The organism is Micromonospora sp. NPDC048909 (genome assembly GCF_040649635.1).
Taxonomy (GTDB): Bacteria; Actinomycetota; Actinomycetes; order Mycobacteriales; family Micromonosporaceae; genus Micromonospora.
On the sequence record NZ_JBEZFU010000001.1, the window covers coordinates 734,753 to 750,307 of the forward strand.

The following is a 15,555-nucleotide window of genomic DNA, read 5'->3' on the forward strand; positions in this document are numbered from 1 at the left end:
GCCCCGGTGATCAAGAGCGTTGCGGTACCGGAAACCGGACTCCTGACCCGAACCTCTTGATCATCTGCTCAGGGAACGGACAGTGCGGATATCAGGGGGCAGCCCGGACAGGTGGGCATGCCGGGTGGTGGGTGGCCGTCAGGGGGTGCCGGGTCAGAGGCTGCCCAGCAGGCGGGTCACAGTGATCTCGATGACCACGCGGGCCGGATTCGGGCGGGGGGTGCGGTAGCGCTCGGCGTACCGGCGCTCCGCCTCGGCGACCGCGGCCGGATCGGTGCGGACGACCGCCCGGCCCTCGATGGTGAGCCAGCGCCGGCCGTCGACGTGACAGACGGCCACCGGGGCGCCCTGCGGGCCGGCCGCGGCGACATGGTCGGCCTTGCGGGAGGTGCCGGAGGTGATGACCCGGGCCAGGCCCGCCGCCGGGTCGAGGGTCACCCCGATCGGCACCACGTGCGGGGTACCGTCCGGACGCAGCGTGGTCAGCGTGGCGAGGTGCCGCTCCCGGCAGAAGGCGGCGACGCGCTCGTCGCGTATGTCCAGTCGATGCGCGCCCGACATGCTCGTCCCCTGTCTCCCGGTGCCGGGGCGATCATGGCACGCGCCGCCGGGCCCGCCCGGACTCCGGGGGCGCGTCCGGCTGCCCGGGCAGCCGGCGGGCGGCCGCGCGGCGCTGATGGGCCAACCGGGTGAGATAGATCAGCGCACCCGCCAGCACACCCATGTCGTCCAGGTAGATCGGGTCGGGCAGCACGTCGACCGGGAAGATCGTGTAGATCAGGGCACCGTAGAAGGCGACCTTGCCGCTGCCGCCGAGCGCGGTGAGCATGCGCCGGGCCCGGACCACCCGGATCGCCAGCAGCACGGCGCCGACCAGCGTGGCGACCGCCACGATGCCGGCGATCACGACGACGATCCACGCCTCTCGGGACATGCGGTCACGCTAACCCAACTCGACCAGGCCGACCGGGCCGCCGCCGGTACGCCGCCCGGAGGTGTCGGGGCTCCGGCCCTCGCCGATCAGTACGCCGGCACCGCGGCCCGGCCGCGCGCCACGACCTGGTTCTCCCGGGTCTGCTGTTCGACGGGGCGGGCGACCTCGCTCAGCGGCAGCACCGACTGCTGCTCCTCCACCTGACGGCCGGTGGCGGCGAACGCCTCGTCCCGCAGACTCCGCGCGGAAGCGACCGCCAGTTCGGCGGCCCGCCACGCCGTCTGCTCCTGCTCCCGGGCCGCCTGCTGCCGGGCGAACAGGTTGTCGCGTACCGCCCGCCGCAGGACCAGCTCCTGCTCCACCGGGTGCAGTCGCGGGTCCCAGCCGTTGCGGTGGGCGAAGACGTCACTGAGCTGCTCCACCGACAGCTCCCGCCGCCAGTACGCATCCAGTGCGGCCCGGTGCAGGTAGCGCTCGCGATCGACGTACTCGGCGGGGGTGCGGACGGTCCGCGGCAGGGGCATCGCCGTGGCGGCGCCGAGCCGGCGGACGTCAGCCTCGGCCGCCTCGTACGCCTGCCAGGCCTTTTCGACCGACTCCTGCGCCGCGAGCCACTCCGCCCGGCGACGCTGCGCGGTGGCGGTGGCCCGCTCCGCGGCGACCGCGACCTCCGCGGCGTACCGGACCCGTTCCCGCTCCTCCTGGACCTGTTCGAGCTGGCTCGGCATGGCCGCCCGCCGGATCCGGGCGGCGGTGTCGGTGCGGAGCCGGCCCGGTCGCAGCAGCAGGGCGGCGACGGTGACCGCCACCACGGCGAGCAGGCTCAGCCAGATCACGGCGGCCCGGGACACGTCGGGCAGTACGGCGGAGAAGACGGTCTGCATCAGCTGCACCTCGCGGTTGATTGTCGGGAGTGGACGAGATGACCCGCTATGGGTAAAGGGACGAGGGAGGCGTAAAGCGACACGGCGTCGCCGGGGCTGGAAGCCGCCCGATCGGGGCGCGTCGGCTCACCGGAAGGCTCCTGCCGCCCGATCTGCGCGATCGGCGAGCCCGCGGTGGATCAGTCCGGCCGACAGCCGCCGGGTGGTCTGGCCCCGGGGGTCAGGCGCGCGGAGGGCCGCGTCGGCCCGGAGCGCCGCGGCCCGCGTCGGTGGCGACGGCCGGAGCGAAGGTCGACGGCACGATGCCGGTCGGAGCGGTGACGATGGGCTGGCCGGTCGGCCGTGGCGACGGAGCGGTGATGTCGACCAACCGCTCGACGGACGGTGCGGCCTCGGGTCGCAGTGCCTCGACCTGGCTGCTCACCGCGCTCGACCGGACCTGGGCGACCGGTGGCGCGGCCAGTGCCGGCACCGTCGTGGCGCCGCCGAAGCCGACGGTCAGCGCGAGCGCGGCAACGGCAAAGCGGGTCATCTCGCGCAGAGAACGCAGCGTGGCCCGCCAGACGGGACGAGCGGACGCTACGGACAGCACGTCACCAACCTATCGCCCGTGGCGGAGCAGCGCAGCGGGGCGAACCCGATCAGGCACGTGACCGAGCCCACCCTGTCCGGTGTGGACTCGCGCCCGGCCGACGGTTGACCAGCAGGTCGTCCCGGCAGCGCACGACTGCGGCCCACCCGGAACTCCGGGTGGGCCGCAGCGGTGTCTCGGGAGGTGGATCAGTCGGTGGTGCCGAGCACCGACGGCGGGGCGTCCTTGCCGTCCTGCCAGACCATCTCGTCCTCGGTGAGCCAGGTGAGGCGCTCGTCGGACTCGTCCTCGTCGTGCTGGCCGTGGCCGCCGAGCACGCCCGGCCGGTTGGCTCCGGCGCCCCGGCCGCGGCCCACGCCCTGGCGGGCCGTCGCGGCCTCCCGGGCGCCACCGTCGCCACGCCGGCCGTCCATGCTCCGCCCCACGCCGCTGGCGGAACGGCCCTCCGCCGCGGCGGTGCCGCCCGTCGGACGGATGGAGGTCGTCGAGGAGCTGGTGGCCGAGCTGGCGAGGGCACCGGTGCCGACCACGCCGCCGGCGGGTGCCCCGCCCGACGGGCCGAAGAGACCGGAACCGGCGCCGGCCGTCATGGTGCCGGCGCCGCCGCCGGGCGCGCCGCCGCCGGCCCCGGTCATCAGCTGGCCGCCGGCCAGCTCGCCGGCGCCGGCCAGGGACGTCCCGACCTGGGGAACCGTGGTGCCGGGACCGGTCAGCCCGGTCGTGTCGGTGTCGGTGCCGGTCGGGCCGGTCAGGTCCGCGCCGTGGCCGGTGTCGGGGCCGCCGACGAGCCGGTCGGGGTTGGAAACCGTGGCGTCGCCGGTCTTCGGGTTGAGGCCCGTGCTGTCGGGTGCGGCCGTCGGCGTGCTGACCCGCGGCCCGGTGCGCGGGGTCGAGCCGGTGCTGTCGACGGTGCCCGGGGTGTCGGGATCCGGCGGCGGGGGCGTGACGATCCGTCCGTAGGCGGAGAACTCGTAGCCGGCGGCCAGCTCGGCCACCACGTTGACCATGCGCTGGTGCGCCTTCTCCTGCTCTTCCTTGTCCTGCTGGTGGCCGATCAGCCCACCGACCAACGCGCCGGGCACGCCGAAGACCGCGCCCTTGAGCGCCCCGTTGACGGCCTGATCGTGGTCGTCGGTCTCCTCGGGGCTCTCGGCCTGCTTGTGTGCCGTCCGCAGCTGACCGGCCATCATGGTCAGTGCCTGCTGGACGTCGGCCATGCCTTCGCCCAGGGCACCCGTGTGGTCGACGATCAGCGTCAGTCGCCGCTGGAACTCGTTTCCGGCCGAACCCGTCCAGGTGTTGGCCAGCTTGGCCAGGTCGCCGCTCAGGTCGCGGCCGAGGCCGTCGAGGATGCCCTTGAGCGAGGACCATTGCGCGGCGACACCGTCGATCTGCTCGGGCTTGCCGGCCATCAACCCGTTGTAGAGCTCCTGGTGGCTCACGCCCTGGTAGCGCTGGGTGTACTCAGACACGCGGCTCCCCCTCCGGCTTGAGCGCCTTGTCGACCCCGGTGAGCGCGGCCTCGATGTCGGCCGAGTTGGCGGCGTTGCGCGCCTCGGTCGTCCGGTAGTTGGCCAGGATCGTGCTGGTGCCCCGCTGCGCCGCCTTCACCGCCTGCCGGAGGCGCTCGGCCTGCTCGACGTAGGACTGGTGGACGTCGGAGTAGCGGCGGGCGTTGCTGGTCGCGTCGATGAACCCGCCCAGTGCCGGGGGCGAGCACTGCATCTCGGTGTTGAGCTTGCGCAACACCGACTCGACCTCGGTCAGCCGGTCGGCCAACCGCGAATGGAAGTCCTCAAGGGACAGAAGATCGACTTCCGTGCGCCCGGTCATGGCAACATCCCCGTCGTGCTAATCGACAACCGTTGGCCAGCATCAGGTTAGTCGACGGGAGCGACCCGGGCGACCCGCTGTCGCGCGGGCCGCCGAAAGGTCCGTTCAGCCACCCACCGCGGGTGCCCCGGACGACGGACTGCCGGTGGTGGCCGGTGACCCGCTGGGGGAGCCGCCGGGCCCCGGCGATCCGCTGGCGTCCGGTGTCGGCGAGCCGGTCGGCTCGTCCGACGATGCCGGTGCCGGTGCGCCGGGCTCGAAGACGGTCATCGCGTCGGCCCGTTCCAGCGTGGGCCCGGTGGGGATGAGCGCCAGCAGCGAGCCGGGCACGGCGAGTGGGACGACCCCGCCGTAGCCGAGCGCGGTCAGCGCGTCCCCGGAGCGGGTGCCGAGTGGGTACCGGATGCCCTGGGGGCTGATCAGGTAGACGGTCGAGCCGGGCGCGCCGGTACCGCTGCCGCCCGCGCCGGGCGCCGCCTGAACCAGCATGCCCTTTCCACCGGGCAGCAGTACCCGCTCGGCCGTGCGTACCGCGTCGCGGCCAGTCTGCCGGACCGGCAGCCCGGCCGGGTCAGCGCTGGTCAGCTCCGCCGGGGCCCGGTCGAAGACCTCCACCGTGGTCACCGGCGGGCCGCCTCCCGCGCTCGCCCGGTACGTCGCGCAGAGCACCGTCTGGCCGTCCCGGGCCGGGTAGAGGGCGGGCAGCGTCTGCGGCATGCCGACCTCCTCAACCCGCTGCTCGGTGTAGAGGCGACCGGCCTGGTCCGGGGTGATGTCGGTGACCTCGCCGCCGGTGCGCAGCAGCAGCAGCGCCGTCACCTCGCCGATCGAGACCAGCCCTTCCCGGGTGAGCACGTAGTGCTTGCCGGCGGCCCGGTAGACCTGCCCGACCCGGCCGGGCCGGCCGGCCACCTCGAGCCCGCTCTGCTCACTCTCTCCGGCCAGCGCCGGCGCCCGTAGGGCTGGGCCGGCCGGCACCGCGTTGAGCAGTTGCTGGCCCACCCGGAGCGCCGGAGCGTCCGCTATCCGCAGCGCGGTGACCGTGCTGTCTCCGCCGACCATCTGCAGCCGGAGGTCGTTGGTGAGCAGGTGCCGCTGACCGTCGACGCTGACCAGCACCGCCCGGTCGCCCAGCGGGGTGCCGCCGGGGATCGGCCGGTTGATCACCACCTGGGTGCTCGACCGCCGGGGGTCGGCCGGGTCGGGCACGTCGCAGACCGACCAGGGCAACCCCGTGAGTGACGTGCGGTCCGGCAGGGCGTCCGGGGCGCCGACGATGCCGACCGCCGCGCCGCGCGGCCGATCCCGGATCGAGGCCTGCGACATCGTCCGGACCTGCGGGTCCGCCTCGTTGAGGATGAGCCGCGCCGAGGCGTAGTTGAGCGTCGGATACAGCTGACCCTCGACGAAGATGTAGGTGGCGCCGGTTTCCCGCTCGATCACCAGGGTGTTCGTCTCCAGCGGCGCCGTGTTTCCGGTGAACTGCCCGTACGCGCCCGCGCCGCCGAGCACCACGGCGGCGGCGATGACGCTGCCGAAGACAGCCATGCCGAGCCGACGCATCGGCAGGTTGCTGGTCTCCGGGTCGCCCGACAAGAGCGCCGAGACGATCCGGCGGGTGACGAACCGGTACGCCTGCACCTGATCGCGGCGGGTCCGCATGTCTTACCTCCGGCGGGGTGGATCCGCGACGATCAGGTCCGGGTCGTGTCGCGGGCTTCCCTACGATAAGGGGCCGTCGACGGGTTACCGGGACCAGCGCCCGCGCTCGGCAGCTACCGACGTGGCGGGAAGCCGCACCGTGCAGGAGGGACAGTCACCGATGACGCAGGTTCAGGCGCCACCCACGCGAACCGCCGTGGACCCGTCCGGGGTACCGGACAGGCCGGTCCCGGCGCCCGATCAGCGGCGTCGGGGGCGGATCGGCCCGCTGGTGGTCGGCCAGCTGATCGTGCTGGAGCTCTGCGCGGTCGCCGTCTGGGCCGCTTTGGGCGGGCCGAGCTGGCTCGCCGGGGTGGTCGCCGTCGTGGCGCTGCTCGTCCTGCTGGCGGTCTTCGCCCGGCGCGGCGGTCGGTGGTGGTACGAGGACCTGCTGCTGCGCCGCCGGCTGCGGGAGCGTCGGGAGCGCGCGAAGGCGGCCCTCGCCGCGGGCGGTGGCGGGGATCCCCGGCTGGTCTCGCTCGCACCGGAGTTGTCGGTCATCGAGCTGACCGACCGGGGCACCCGGCTCGGCATCGGCCAGGACGAGCAGGGTTGGTTCGCCGCGGTGGCGCTGTACGGCCGCTCCGGCGCGCCGGTCGGCTCGGTGGAGGCCACGGTGGTGGATCGGGCGCTGCGGGTGCTCGCCGAGTTCAGCGGGCCGGTCAGCCTGGCCCAGGTGGTCTCGCACACCCTGGTCTGGTACCCGGCGCCGGGCGCGCCACCGGCCGCGCACCGTACCGTGTGGGTGGCGCTGCGGCTCTCGATCGCCGACGCCCGGACGGAGACGGTGACCCGGGGCGGCGGCATGCCCGGCGTGCACCGCACGCTGGCCGCCGGCATCGGCCGGCTCGGCAAGGCGCTGAACGCCGCCGGGCTCACCCACCGGGCGCTGGGCCGCGACGAGCTGCGTGCCGCGGTGGTCTCGGCCGCCGGCCTGGACCTCACCCCGGAACCGCCGGCGGAGACCTGGACCGGGCTGCGCGGCGGCGGTTGGACCCACCGGTGCCTGGCGCTGCGGGCCCGGCCGGACGCTTCACTCGGGGCCCTGGTGGATGCGGTGACCTCGACCTCCGCGCCCTCGCACACGGTGTCGGCCGTGGTGCTGCCGGGCGGACGCACGGTCGCGCCGCTGCTCCGGGTCGCGTCGATGGACAACCACGTCGAGGCGTTGGTGAAGGTGGTCCGGGACGTCGCGCGGCGGTGCGGGACGCCGGGCCGCCCGGTCGACGGGCAGCATGGGCCGGGTGTCTGGGCGACCACCCCGGCCGGGTCGCTGCCGGCCGGGGGTTCGTCGGTCAGGGCCGCAGGTTGACGATCCAGCCGTAGAGGCCGAGGACCCACACGGCCAGCGGCACCAGCGCGATGATCAGAAGGATCTCCACGATGTCCAGCAGGCGGCCCCAGACCGGCGAGATCCGCTTGCCGGCCACGGTCAGGCCGTAGATCAGGCTGACCACCGAGGCGAGCAGCAGGCCGCCCACGATCACGCCGAGCCGGACCGGCGTGCCGCCACCGGCGAAGGTGGCCGCCGCGGTGAGGCCGAGCCCGGCGGTGCCGGCGAAGAGCACCGGCGTCCGCTGGGCGCGGCCGAGGAACGGCCGCGCCCGCAGCAGCGACAGCACAGCCAGCACCAGGCAGAGCAGCACCGCCGGCAACCGGCCGTTCAGGGCCAGCAGGACCTGCGCGCCGAGCACCACCAACGCGACCGTCCACAGCAGACCCGTGAGGAACTCGTCGGCCCGCTCGCTGAGCTGCAGCACCCGCCGGCCGTCCACCGACTCGGTGTCGGTCTTCAGGTCGTCAGGGCCGGTCGGGATGGACGGAACGGGCAGCCGGGCCAGCCGGTAGGCGGCCATCGGCAGCGCCGGAACCGCGCCGAACGCGATCGTGGCCAGCACCGCCGCGGCGGCCGTCGCGCTGATGTCGAAGGCGAGGCTGAGCACCGCGCCGAGGCCGGTCGCCGCGCCGAGGGCGACCGCGCCGAAGAAGAGCGGCAGCCGGTCGCCCACGGCCAGCGCCGAGATCGCGGCGAAGAGCACCACCGCGGTCGCGGCGAGCAGCACGTGCGGGCTGGCCAGCTCGGTGAGGCGCCGGTCACCGGCGAGCAGCAGCAGGCCGCCGACGCCCGCGTAACCCAGGCCGACCGTCGCCAGCACCGCGCCGGTGCGGCTGTCGCCGGCCGCGCGGGACAGCACCGCGGCACCGACCAGCAGCGCGACCGCGACCAGCAGGGCGGCCAGCGCCGCAGGCAGCTGCGGCGGCCCGGTGAAGAGCGCGGCCACCGCGCCGGCGCTCAGCGCCGCCGCCGCGAAGAGCACCGCGAACGACCGGGTGGTGCCGACCTGCCAGGCGCCGGGCCGTTGGTTGGTCGCGGTGGCGACGGCGTCCACCACGTCGTCGAAGACGACCTCCGGCGCGGTGGCCGACCGCGGGTTGAAGTAGAGGACCTCGCCGTCCCGGACGCCGAGCTGCGTGGCGGTGCGGCCACCGTCCAGCGGCTGCCCGCCGAGCCGCGCCAGGCTCCAGCCGCCGTGCCGTACGCCCTCGTCGGCCAGGTCCTCCCCGGCGTAGCGCAGCAGCGTCGGCAGCAGGTCGGCGAGGGGTACGTCGGATGGCAGCGCGAGGTCCATCCGGGTCCGGGGAGCCACGATGGTGATCCGGCTCAGGCCGCCGGTCGCCGTCTTCGTCGCCACTGTGGCCTCCTCGTGCTCTCCGTACGATCACCTGGCCGGCAGCATCGCTCCAACGGGACCGCGACGCCCACGGGAGATTACCTACGATGACAGCCACGTACGATGCCCACCCGACGAGTTCCTCGCGTCGCAGAACTTCATCAGGGCCGCTTCTGGGGAGGAGACAGCCGTGAGCACGGTGGTGTTCCGCCGGCTCCCGCGTCAGCCGGGACCGGCTTTGCCGCGCGGCGAGGTGCTGCTCGAGTCGCCACCCGAGCTGCCGGAGCCGACCCCCCGCGGGATGGGTCAGCTGCTGATGATCCTGCCGATGTTCTGTGGCGTCGGCGCGATGGCCTTCCTCTACGCCGGACGCGGCGGCGGCATGATGACCTACGTCGCCGGCGGCCTCTTCGGTGTGTCGATGCTCGGCATGGCGATCGGTTCGCTGAGCAACAACGGCGGCAACGACAAGGCCGAGCTGAACGCGGACCGCCGCGACTACATGCGTTACCTCGCCCAGATGCGCAAGCGCACCCGGCGTGCGGCCGAGCAGCAGCGGGCGGCGATGGCGTGGCGGCACCCGGAGCCGGACGCGCTCTGGTCGGTCGCGGCCTCCCGGCGGCTCTGGGAGCGGCGGATCACCGAGGACGACTTCGGCGAGACCCGGATCGCCCTCGGGCCGCAGCGGCTGGCGGTGGAGATCGTCCCGCCGGAGACCAAGCCCGTCGAGGACCTGGAACCGATGAGCGCTATCGCGCTGCGCCGGTTCGTCCGGGCCCACTCCACGGTTCCGGAGCTGCCCACCGCGCTGTCGGTGCGGGCGTTCAGCCGGGTGGTGCTGCGCGGCGACCGCGAGCCGGTGCTCGACCTCGCCCGGGCCGCCCTCGGCCAGCTGGCCACCTTCCACGCCCCGGACGACATGATCATCGCGGTGGTTGCGGCCGCCGACCGGCAGCCCGCCTGGGACTGGGTGAAGTGGCTGCCGCACGCGCACCACAGTGGACGTACCGACGCCGCCGGCGCCCGCCGGCTCGTCTTCGCCAGTCTCGCCGAGGCCGAGGAGGCGCTCGCCAACGAGCTGGCCGGCCGGCCCCGGTTCGCCCCCGAGGCGAAGCCGTTGACCACCGCACCGCACCTAGTGGTGCTGCTCGACGGCGGCGAGGTCGCGCCGACCTGCCAGCTGATGGGTGCCGGTCTGCTCGGCACCACGGTCATCGACCTCTCCGGCACCGTCCCCCGCGACGCCGGTCGGTCGCTGCTCTGCCTGGACGCGGGCGACGGCAGCTCGCTCGAGCTGGTCCGTGGCGCGTCGTCGTCCCGGCTGGGCCGGCCGGACCGGCTCAGCGTGGCCGCCGCGGAGGGCCTGGCCCGGCAGGTCGCGCCCTACCGGCTCTCCCAGCAGCAGGCGAGCACCGAGGAGCCGCTGGCCCGCAGCATGGAGCTGCCCGACCTGCTCGGCGTCGGCGACGCCGCCGCGGTGGACGTGCAGCAGACCTGGCGGCCCCGCAGCCACCGTGACCGGCTGCGCATCCCGCTGGGCGTGGGCCCGGACGGCAACGTGGTCGAGCTGGACTTCAAGGAGTCCGCGCACGAGGGCATGGGGCCGCACGGTCTGGTGATCGGCGCGACCGGTTCCGGCAAGAGCGAGCTGCTCCGCACGGTGGTGGCCGCCCTGGCGGTCACCCACTCCTCGGAGGAGCTCAACTTCGTCCTGGTCGACTTCAAGGGTGGCGCGACGTTCGCGTCACTGGAGGCACTGCCGCACACCAGTGCCGTGATCACCAACCTGGCCGACGAGCTGCCGCTGGTCGACCGGATGCGCGACGCGCTCGCCGGCGAGATGGTCCGCCGGCAGGAGCTGCTGCGGGCGGCCGGCAACTACGTCTCCCGCTTCGAGTACGAGAAGGCCCGCGCCGCCGGTGAGCCGTTGGCGCCGATGCCCAGCCTGCTCATCATCTGCGACGAGTTCAGCGAGCTGCTCGCGGCGAAGCCCGACTTCATCGACCTCTTCGTGATGATCGGCCGGCTGGGCCGGTCGCTCGGCGTGCACCTGCTGCTCGCCAGCCAGCGACTGGAGGAGGGCAAGCTACGCGGCCTGGACACGCACCTGTCGTACCGGATCGGTCTGCGCACCTTCTCCGCGGTGGAGAGCCGGATCGTGCTCGGCGTGCCCGACGCGTACGAGCTGCCGAACGCGCCCGGTCACGGTTACCTGAAGACGGACACCAGCACCATGCTGCGGTTCCGGGCCGCCTACGTCTCCGGGCCCTACCGGGCGCCGGGACAGCAGGCGTCCCGGTCGCAGGCCCTGGTGCAGCGCCGGATCGTGCCCTACGGCGTGAACTTCGTGCCGGTGCAGACGCCGCAGCTGCCGGTGGAGACGACGCCGGAACCCGAGCAGCCGGCCGACGGCAAGACCGTCGCGATGCTGGACGTGGTCATCGACCGGCTCAAGGGCAAGGGCCGGCCGGCGCACCAGGTCTGGCTCCCGCCGCTGGCCGAGCCGCCGGGCCTGGGCGAGCTGCTCGGCCCGCTGACCGCCGATCCGACCTACGGGCTCTGCACCGCCTCGTGGCCGGGCCGGGGCCGGCTCACCGTTCCGGTCGGCGTGGTCGACCGGCCGTACGAGCAGCGCCGCGACCCGATGATGGTGGAGCTGGCCGGCGCGGGCGGCAACGTGGTCATCGTCGGCGCCTCGATGAGCGGCAAGAGCACGATGCTCCGCTCGATGCTCGCCTCGCTGTCGCTCACCCACACCCCGCGCGAGGTGCAGTTCTTCTGCCTCGACTTCGGCGGTGGCGCGCTGCGCAGCCTGGACGCGCTGCCGCACATGTCCGGGGTGGCCGGCCGGCGGGACACCGAGGCGGTCCGTCGTACGGTGGCCGAGGTGGTGGCCGTCCTGGACGACCGGGAGGCACGTTTCGCCCAGCACGGCATCGACTCGGTGGCGAGCTACCGCCGGCGGCGGGCCGCGGGCGAGTTCGCCGACGACCCGTTCGGCGACGTCTTCCTGGTGGTCGACGGCTGGAACACGCTCCGCCAGGAGTACGAGGAGCTGGAACAGACCATCACCACCCTGGCCAACCGGGGGCTCGGCTTCGGCGTGCACGTGGTGGTGACCGCGGTGCGCTGGGCGGAGATCCGGATCAACATGCGGGACCTGCTCGGCACCAAGCTGGAGCTGCGGTTGGGCGACCCGGCGGAGTCCGAGATCGACCGTCGGTCTGCGATGAACGTGCCGGAGAAGTCCCCGGGCCGCGGTCTCACCCGGGACAAGCTGCACTTCCTCACGGCGATCTCCCGGATCGACGGCCGGCGGGACATCGAGGATCTCTCCGAGGCGTCGATCGCGCTCTCCCGGCACGTGGCGGCGGCCTGGCCGGGCCGCCCGGCGCCGAAGGTGCGGCTGCTGCCGCGCAAGCTGCCGGTCGGCGAACTCGCCCGGATCATCGACCGGTCGGTGCCCGGCCTGCCGATCGGGGTCAACGAGTCCGCGCTGGCGCCGGTCTACCTCGACCTGGCGAACGAGCCGCACCTGACCGTCTTCGGCGACGCCGAGTGCGGCAAGACCAACCTGCTCCGGCTGATCGCCCGGGGCATCACCGAGCGGTACACCCCCGCCCAGGCCCGGTTGGTGATCGCCGACTACCGGCGCGGCCTGCTCGGCGCGGTGGAGGGTGACCATCTGCTCGACTACGCGCCGTCCAACCAGGCGTTCGCGCAGGGGCTGGGCTCGATCCGCAGCGCGCTCTCCAACCGATTGCCCGGCCCGAACGTCACCACCGCCCAGCTGCGCGACCGCAGCTGGTGGAAGGGGCCGGACCTGTACATCCTGGTCGACGACTACGACCTGGTGGCCTCGGGCGGCAACAACCCGCTCAGCGCTCTGCATGAGCTGCTGCCCCAGGCCCGCGACATCGGCCTGCACCTGATCATCACCCGGCGGGCCGGCGGGGTGGCCCGGGCCCTCTACGAGCCGGTGCTGCAACGCCTGCGCGAGCTGGACAGCCCGGGGTTGCTGATGTCCGGCAACCGCGAGGAGGGCGCGGTCTTCGGCAACCTGCGGCCCAGTGTGCAGCCACCGGGCCGGGGCACGCTGGTGCGCCGACGCGACGGCCAGCAGCTGATCCAGACCGCGTGGTCCGAGCCGATGTGAGGCCCGGACGTCGCGCTGATTCGCGGTGGTAACGGTCGATGCGCGGAGGGATGTTCCGATGTGGCAGTTGTGGCTCTTCCTGACCGCGCTGGCGGCGCTCCTGGTGGGACTTCTGCTCACCGCGTACGAGCGGCTGCGTCCGTCGGCAGCCCTGCGGCGGTCGGGAGTGGTGCTCCTGCTGAGCGGGACGCTGGCCATGCTTCCGGTGCTCATCGACCGGGCGCTGGCGAAGCCGGCGCTGTGGGTGGCGGTCGCGTTGCTGGTCGGCATCCTGCTGGCCGGTCCGTTGATGGTGCGGGACGCGTCCCGGCCCCGGCCCTGAAGTCGCCCGGGATCGGCGGCACCGCCCGGAGACGATCGCCCCGACATATCGATTGCGGTCGGGCCAGGGCTGCGCGCGCTGGACCGGGTCGGCTACGGTCTTCACAGGAGTGTCCGTCGGTGGGGTGTTTCGCCTTGCCGCGGGGGAAGGCGCGGCAGAACCGCCGCCACAACATGACGGAAGGGTGTGAAGCATGGCGTTCGAGGTCGAAGCTGCGACTCTACATACCGCCGCGAGTGACGTGCGGTCCACGCGCAGCGAGGTCGACGGCGAGCTGAAGAAGCTGTGGAACGTGGCCGACGACCTGGCCATCGCCTGGAAGGGTCAGGCGTCCACGGGCTTCCAGTCGCTCATGCAGCGCTGGAACGAGGACACCGCCAAGCTGCTGACGGCGATGGACAACATCGCCGACCTGCTGGACAAGTCGGGTACGACGCACCAGGTCAACGACGAAGAGCAGCAGCAGATGCTGGACAAGTTCCACTCTGCCCTCAACCCGTGATCCATAGCCAGGAGCAGAGGAGGAAGTCGTGACGATCAAGGTTGACTACGCGGTCCTCGAGAGCAGCAACCAGCAGATGCAGGCCATCTCGCGGACGCTCGACGAGAAGCTCGACACGCTGCGTCAGATGCTGTCCAAGCTTCAGTGGGACGGCGAGGACCGGGCCGCCTACGAGCAGCACCAGGCTCAGTGGGACAGCGCCGTTCGGGACATCAACCGGATCCTGAACGAGATCGGTGGCGCCGTCGGCATCGCCCGGGAAAACTACGTCAGCACCGAGATGAGCAACTCCAAGGTCTGGAGCAGCTGACCAGACCGCCTACATGGCTCCGGTCCGGTTCGACCGGGCCGGAGCCGTGCTGCGTTACGCGTACCACACCGGCCCTGGGGGAAGTCATGTCAGCCCACAAGCGTCTACGACCGGTCGCCAGGTCGGCCTGCGCCATGCTCGCGCTGGTTGCCGCGGTCGGCGTCGGCCCGGTGGCCGCGCCGGCTCCGGCCCGGGCCGCCGACACGGTACGCGGCCTCCAGTGGCACTTGAACAGCCTGAAGATCTCCGACGCGCATCGGCTGTCGAAGGGGCGCGGGGTCACCGTCGGGGTGGTCGACAGTGGCGTCTACGCCGCCCACCCGGACCTCAAGGGACAGGTGCTGCGGGGTCGCGGCATGGGCCCCGGGGTGGCCACCGACGGCCGGACGGACCCGGACGGAGAGGCCGGGCACGGCACCGCGATGGCCGGCATCATCGCCGGCCGGGGCGGCGGTGCCATGCACGCGCTGGGCATCGCCCCCGAAGCGAAGATCCTTCCGGTGGGCCTGGGGCCCGAGGACCGGGGGCTCCAGGAGGCGCCCGCGGCCATCCGGTGGGCGGTCGATGAGGGCGCCGACGTGCTCAACCTGTCGTTCGGCATGCACAGCGACGATCCGGAGGTCGTCGAGGCGGTCCGCTACGCGCTGAGCAAGAACGTGGTGGTGGTCGCGGCCACCGGCAACGAGGACGGCGGCTACCCGAAGATCCCCCAGCCGGCCAGCGTTCCCGGCGTCATCGCGGTCGGCGCGGCCACCCGTTCCGGCGGGGTGTGGAACGGCACGGTGACGGGGCCCGAGATGGCGATCTCAGCGCCCGGTGAGCGGATCATCGCACCCGCCCCGCCCGACGCCTCACCGAACGGCTACCTCATCTCCGACGGCACCAGCAACGCCACCGCGGTCGTCTCCGGCGTCGCCGCGCTGGTCCGCGCCCGCTACCCGGACCTCGACGCCGCCAACGTGGTCAACCGGCTGGTCCGCACCGCCCGGGACCGGGGCCCGGCCGGGCGCGACGCGGAGTTCGGCTTCGGCTCCATCGACGTGCTCGCGGCGCTGAGCAAGTCGGTCCCGGCCGTCGAGACGAACCCGTTGGCCGCGCCCGTCGGCGGCTCTGCCAGCCCGGGCGGGCCGGCCGGCGGGGCCGACGACGAGGACGACGACGGGCCGGCGGTCTCGATCGGGCTCGCCGACAACGCCGGCTTGCAGATCGTGCTCTGTCTGCTGGCGGTCCTCGTGATCGTGGCGATCATCGTGATCCTCGTGGTGGTGAACCGCCGGGCCCGCCGCCGTGCCGCTGCCGGCCCGCCACCGGGTCCGATCCCCCCGCCCGGGCAGTACCCGCCGCCTGGGCAGTACCCACCGCCTGGGCAGTACCCACCGCCTGGGCAGTACCCGCCGCCGGGGCAGTACCCGCCGCCGGGGCAGTACCCGCCTCCTGGGCAGTACCAGCCGTATCCACCGTCGGGAGTCCCGGTGCCGCCCGCCGGCGTCGGGCAGACACCGCCCGGGCCGCACCCCTACCCGCCGGGCCCAACCGGCCCGCCCACGACCGCGCAGCCGTACGGGCCGCCGTATCCGCCCGGGTCGCCGGGCGCGGTGCCGCCCGCCCCGCCGATGACACCACCGCCGGGTCAGCAGCCGCGCCAGTGA

The 15,555-nt window shown here is 73.6% G+C and carries 14 protein-coding genes; 6 read left to right on the plus strand and 8 right to left on the minus strand.

Annotation, left to right across the window (positions count from 1 at the left end; translation table 11 throughout):
• Positions 1 to 153: 153 nt before the first annotated feature.
• From AB0C04_RS03535 to eccB, 7 genes are all read right to left on the minus strand, one after another.
• Positions 154 to 561 (minus strand): TIGR03618 family F420-dependent PPOX class oxidoreductase, encoded by a 408-nt coding sequence (locus AB0C04_RS03535; RefSeq protein WP_357047624.1) that lies wholly within the window; start codon positions 559 to 561, stop codon positions 154 to 156.
• Between the two features lie 31 nt (positions 562 to 592).
• Positions 593 to 934, minus strand: coding sequence for a YkvA family protein (locus AB0C04_RS03540; RefSeq protein ID WP_350867825.1), 342 nt, complete (start codon positions 932 to 934; stop codon positions 593 to 595).
• A gap of 86 nt (positions 935 to 1,020) precedes the next feature.
• The gene (locus tag AB0C04_RS03545; protein WP_357047629.1) at positions 1,021 to 1,818 is read right to left on the minus strand and encodes a hypothetical protein; all 798 of its coding nucleotides are present in this window, start codon (positions 1,816 to 1,818) and stop codon (positions 1,021 to 1,023) included.
• Positions 1,819 to 2,038: 220 nt separating this feature from the next.
• Entirely contained in the window at positions 2,039 to 2,350 is a 312-nt protein-coding gene (locus AB0C04_RS03550) for a hypothetical protein (RefSeq protein ID WP_357047632.1), read from the minus strand.
• 248 nt (positions 2,351 to 2,598) lie between these two features.
• Entirely contained in the window at positions 2,599 to 3,882 is a 1,284-nt protein-coding gene (locus AB0C04_RS03555; protein ID WP_357047635.1) for a WXG100 family type VII secretion target, read from the minus strand.
• Positions 3,875 to 4,243: a hypothetical protein gene (locus AB0C04_RS03560; RefSeq protein ID WP_357047638.1), complete on the minus strand. Its 369-nt coding sequence runs from the start codon at positions 4,241 to 4,243 to the stop codon at positions 3,875 to 3,877. Before AB0C04_RS03560 ends, AB0C04_RS03555 begins: the two co-directional genes overlap by 8 nt.
• Before the next feature lie 105 nt (positions 4,244 to 4,348).
• Positions 4,349 to 5,905, minus strand: coding sequence for a type VII secretion protein EccB (eccB, locus tag AB0C04_RS03565; protein ID WP_357047641.1), 1,557 nt, complete (start codon positions 5,903 to 5,905; stop codon positions 4,349 to 4,351).
• A 160-nt stretch (positions 5,906 to 6,065) separates the two neighbouring features.
• Between eccB and AB0C04_RS03570 the strand changes: the two genes are divergently transcribed.
• A complete protein-coding gene (locus AB0C04_RS03570; protein WP_357047644.1) occupies positions 6,066 to 7,256 on the plus strand; it encodes a type VII secretion protein EccE in 1,191 nt (396 codons plus the stop codon).
• Here the strand turns inward: AB0C04_RS03570 and eccD are convergent.
• Positions 7,240 to 8,637 carry a type VII secretion integral membrane protein EccD gene (eccD, locus tag AB0C04_RS03575; RefSeq protein ID WP_357047647.1) on the minus strand — a complete coding sequence of 466 codons (1,398 nt, stop codon included), beginning with the start codon at positions 8,635 to 8,637 and terminating at the stop codon, positions 7,240 to 7,242. The two genes, AB0C04_RS03570 and eccD, sit on opposite strands and share 17 nt — an antisense overlap.
• Positions 8,638 to 8,806: 169 nt before the next feature.
• Between eccD and eccCa the strand changes: the two genes are divergently transcribed.
• From eccCa to AB0C04_RS03600, 5 genes are all read left to right on the plus strand, one after another.
• Positions 8,807 to 12,772 carry a type VII secretion protein EccCa gene (gene eccCa / locus AB0C04_RS03580; RefSeq protein ID WP_357047650.1) on the plus strand — a complete coding sequence of 1,322 codons (3,966 nt, stop codon included), beginning with the start codon at positions 8,807 to 8,809 and terminating at the stop codon, positions 12,770 to 12,772.
• A 58-nt stretch (positions 12,773 to 12,830) separates the two neighbouring features.
• Positions 12,831 to 13,094, plus strand: coding sequence for a hypothetical protein (locus AB0C04_RS03585; protein WP_357047653.1), 264 nt, complete (start codon positions 12,831 to 12,833; stop codon positions 13,092 to 13,094).
• A gap of 193 nt (positions 13,095 to 13,287) precedes the next feature.
• Complete coding sequence (locus tag AB0C04_RS03590) at positions 13,288 to 13,596, plus strand: WXG100 family type VII secretion target (protein WP_357047656.1); 309 nt, start codon at positions 13,288 to 13,290, stop codon at positions 13,594 to 13,596.
• Positions 13,597 to 13,624: 28 nt separating this feature from the next.
• Positions 13,625 to 13,906: a WXG100 family type VII secretion target gene (locus tag AB0C04_RS03595; RefSeq protein ID WP_350867805.1), complete on the plus strand. Its 282-nt coding sequence runs from the start codon at positions 13,625 to 13,627 to the stop codon at positions 13,904 to 13,906.
• Positions 13,907 to 14,040: 134 nt separating this feature from the next.
• On the plus strand, positions 14,041 to 15,555 hold the full coding sequence (locus AB0C04_RS03600) for a S8 family serine peptidase (RefSeq protein ID WP_357047659.1): 1,515 nt from the start codon (positions 14,041 to 14,043) through the stop codon (positions 15,553 to 15,555).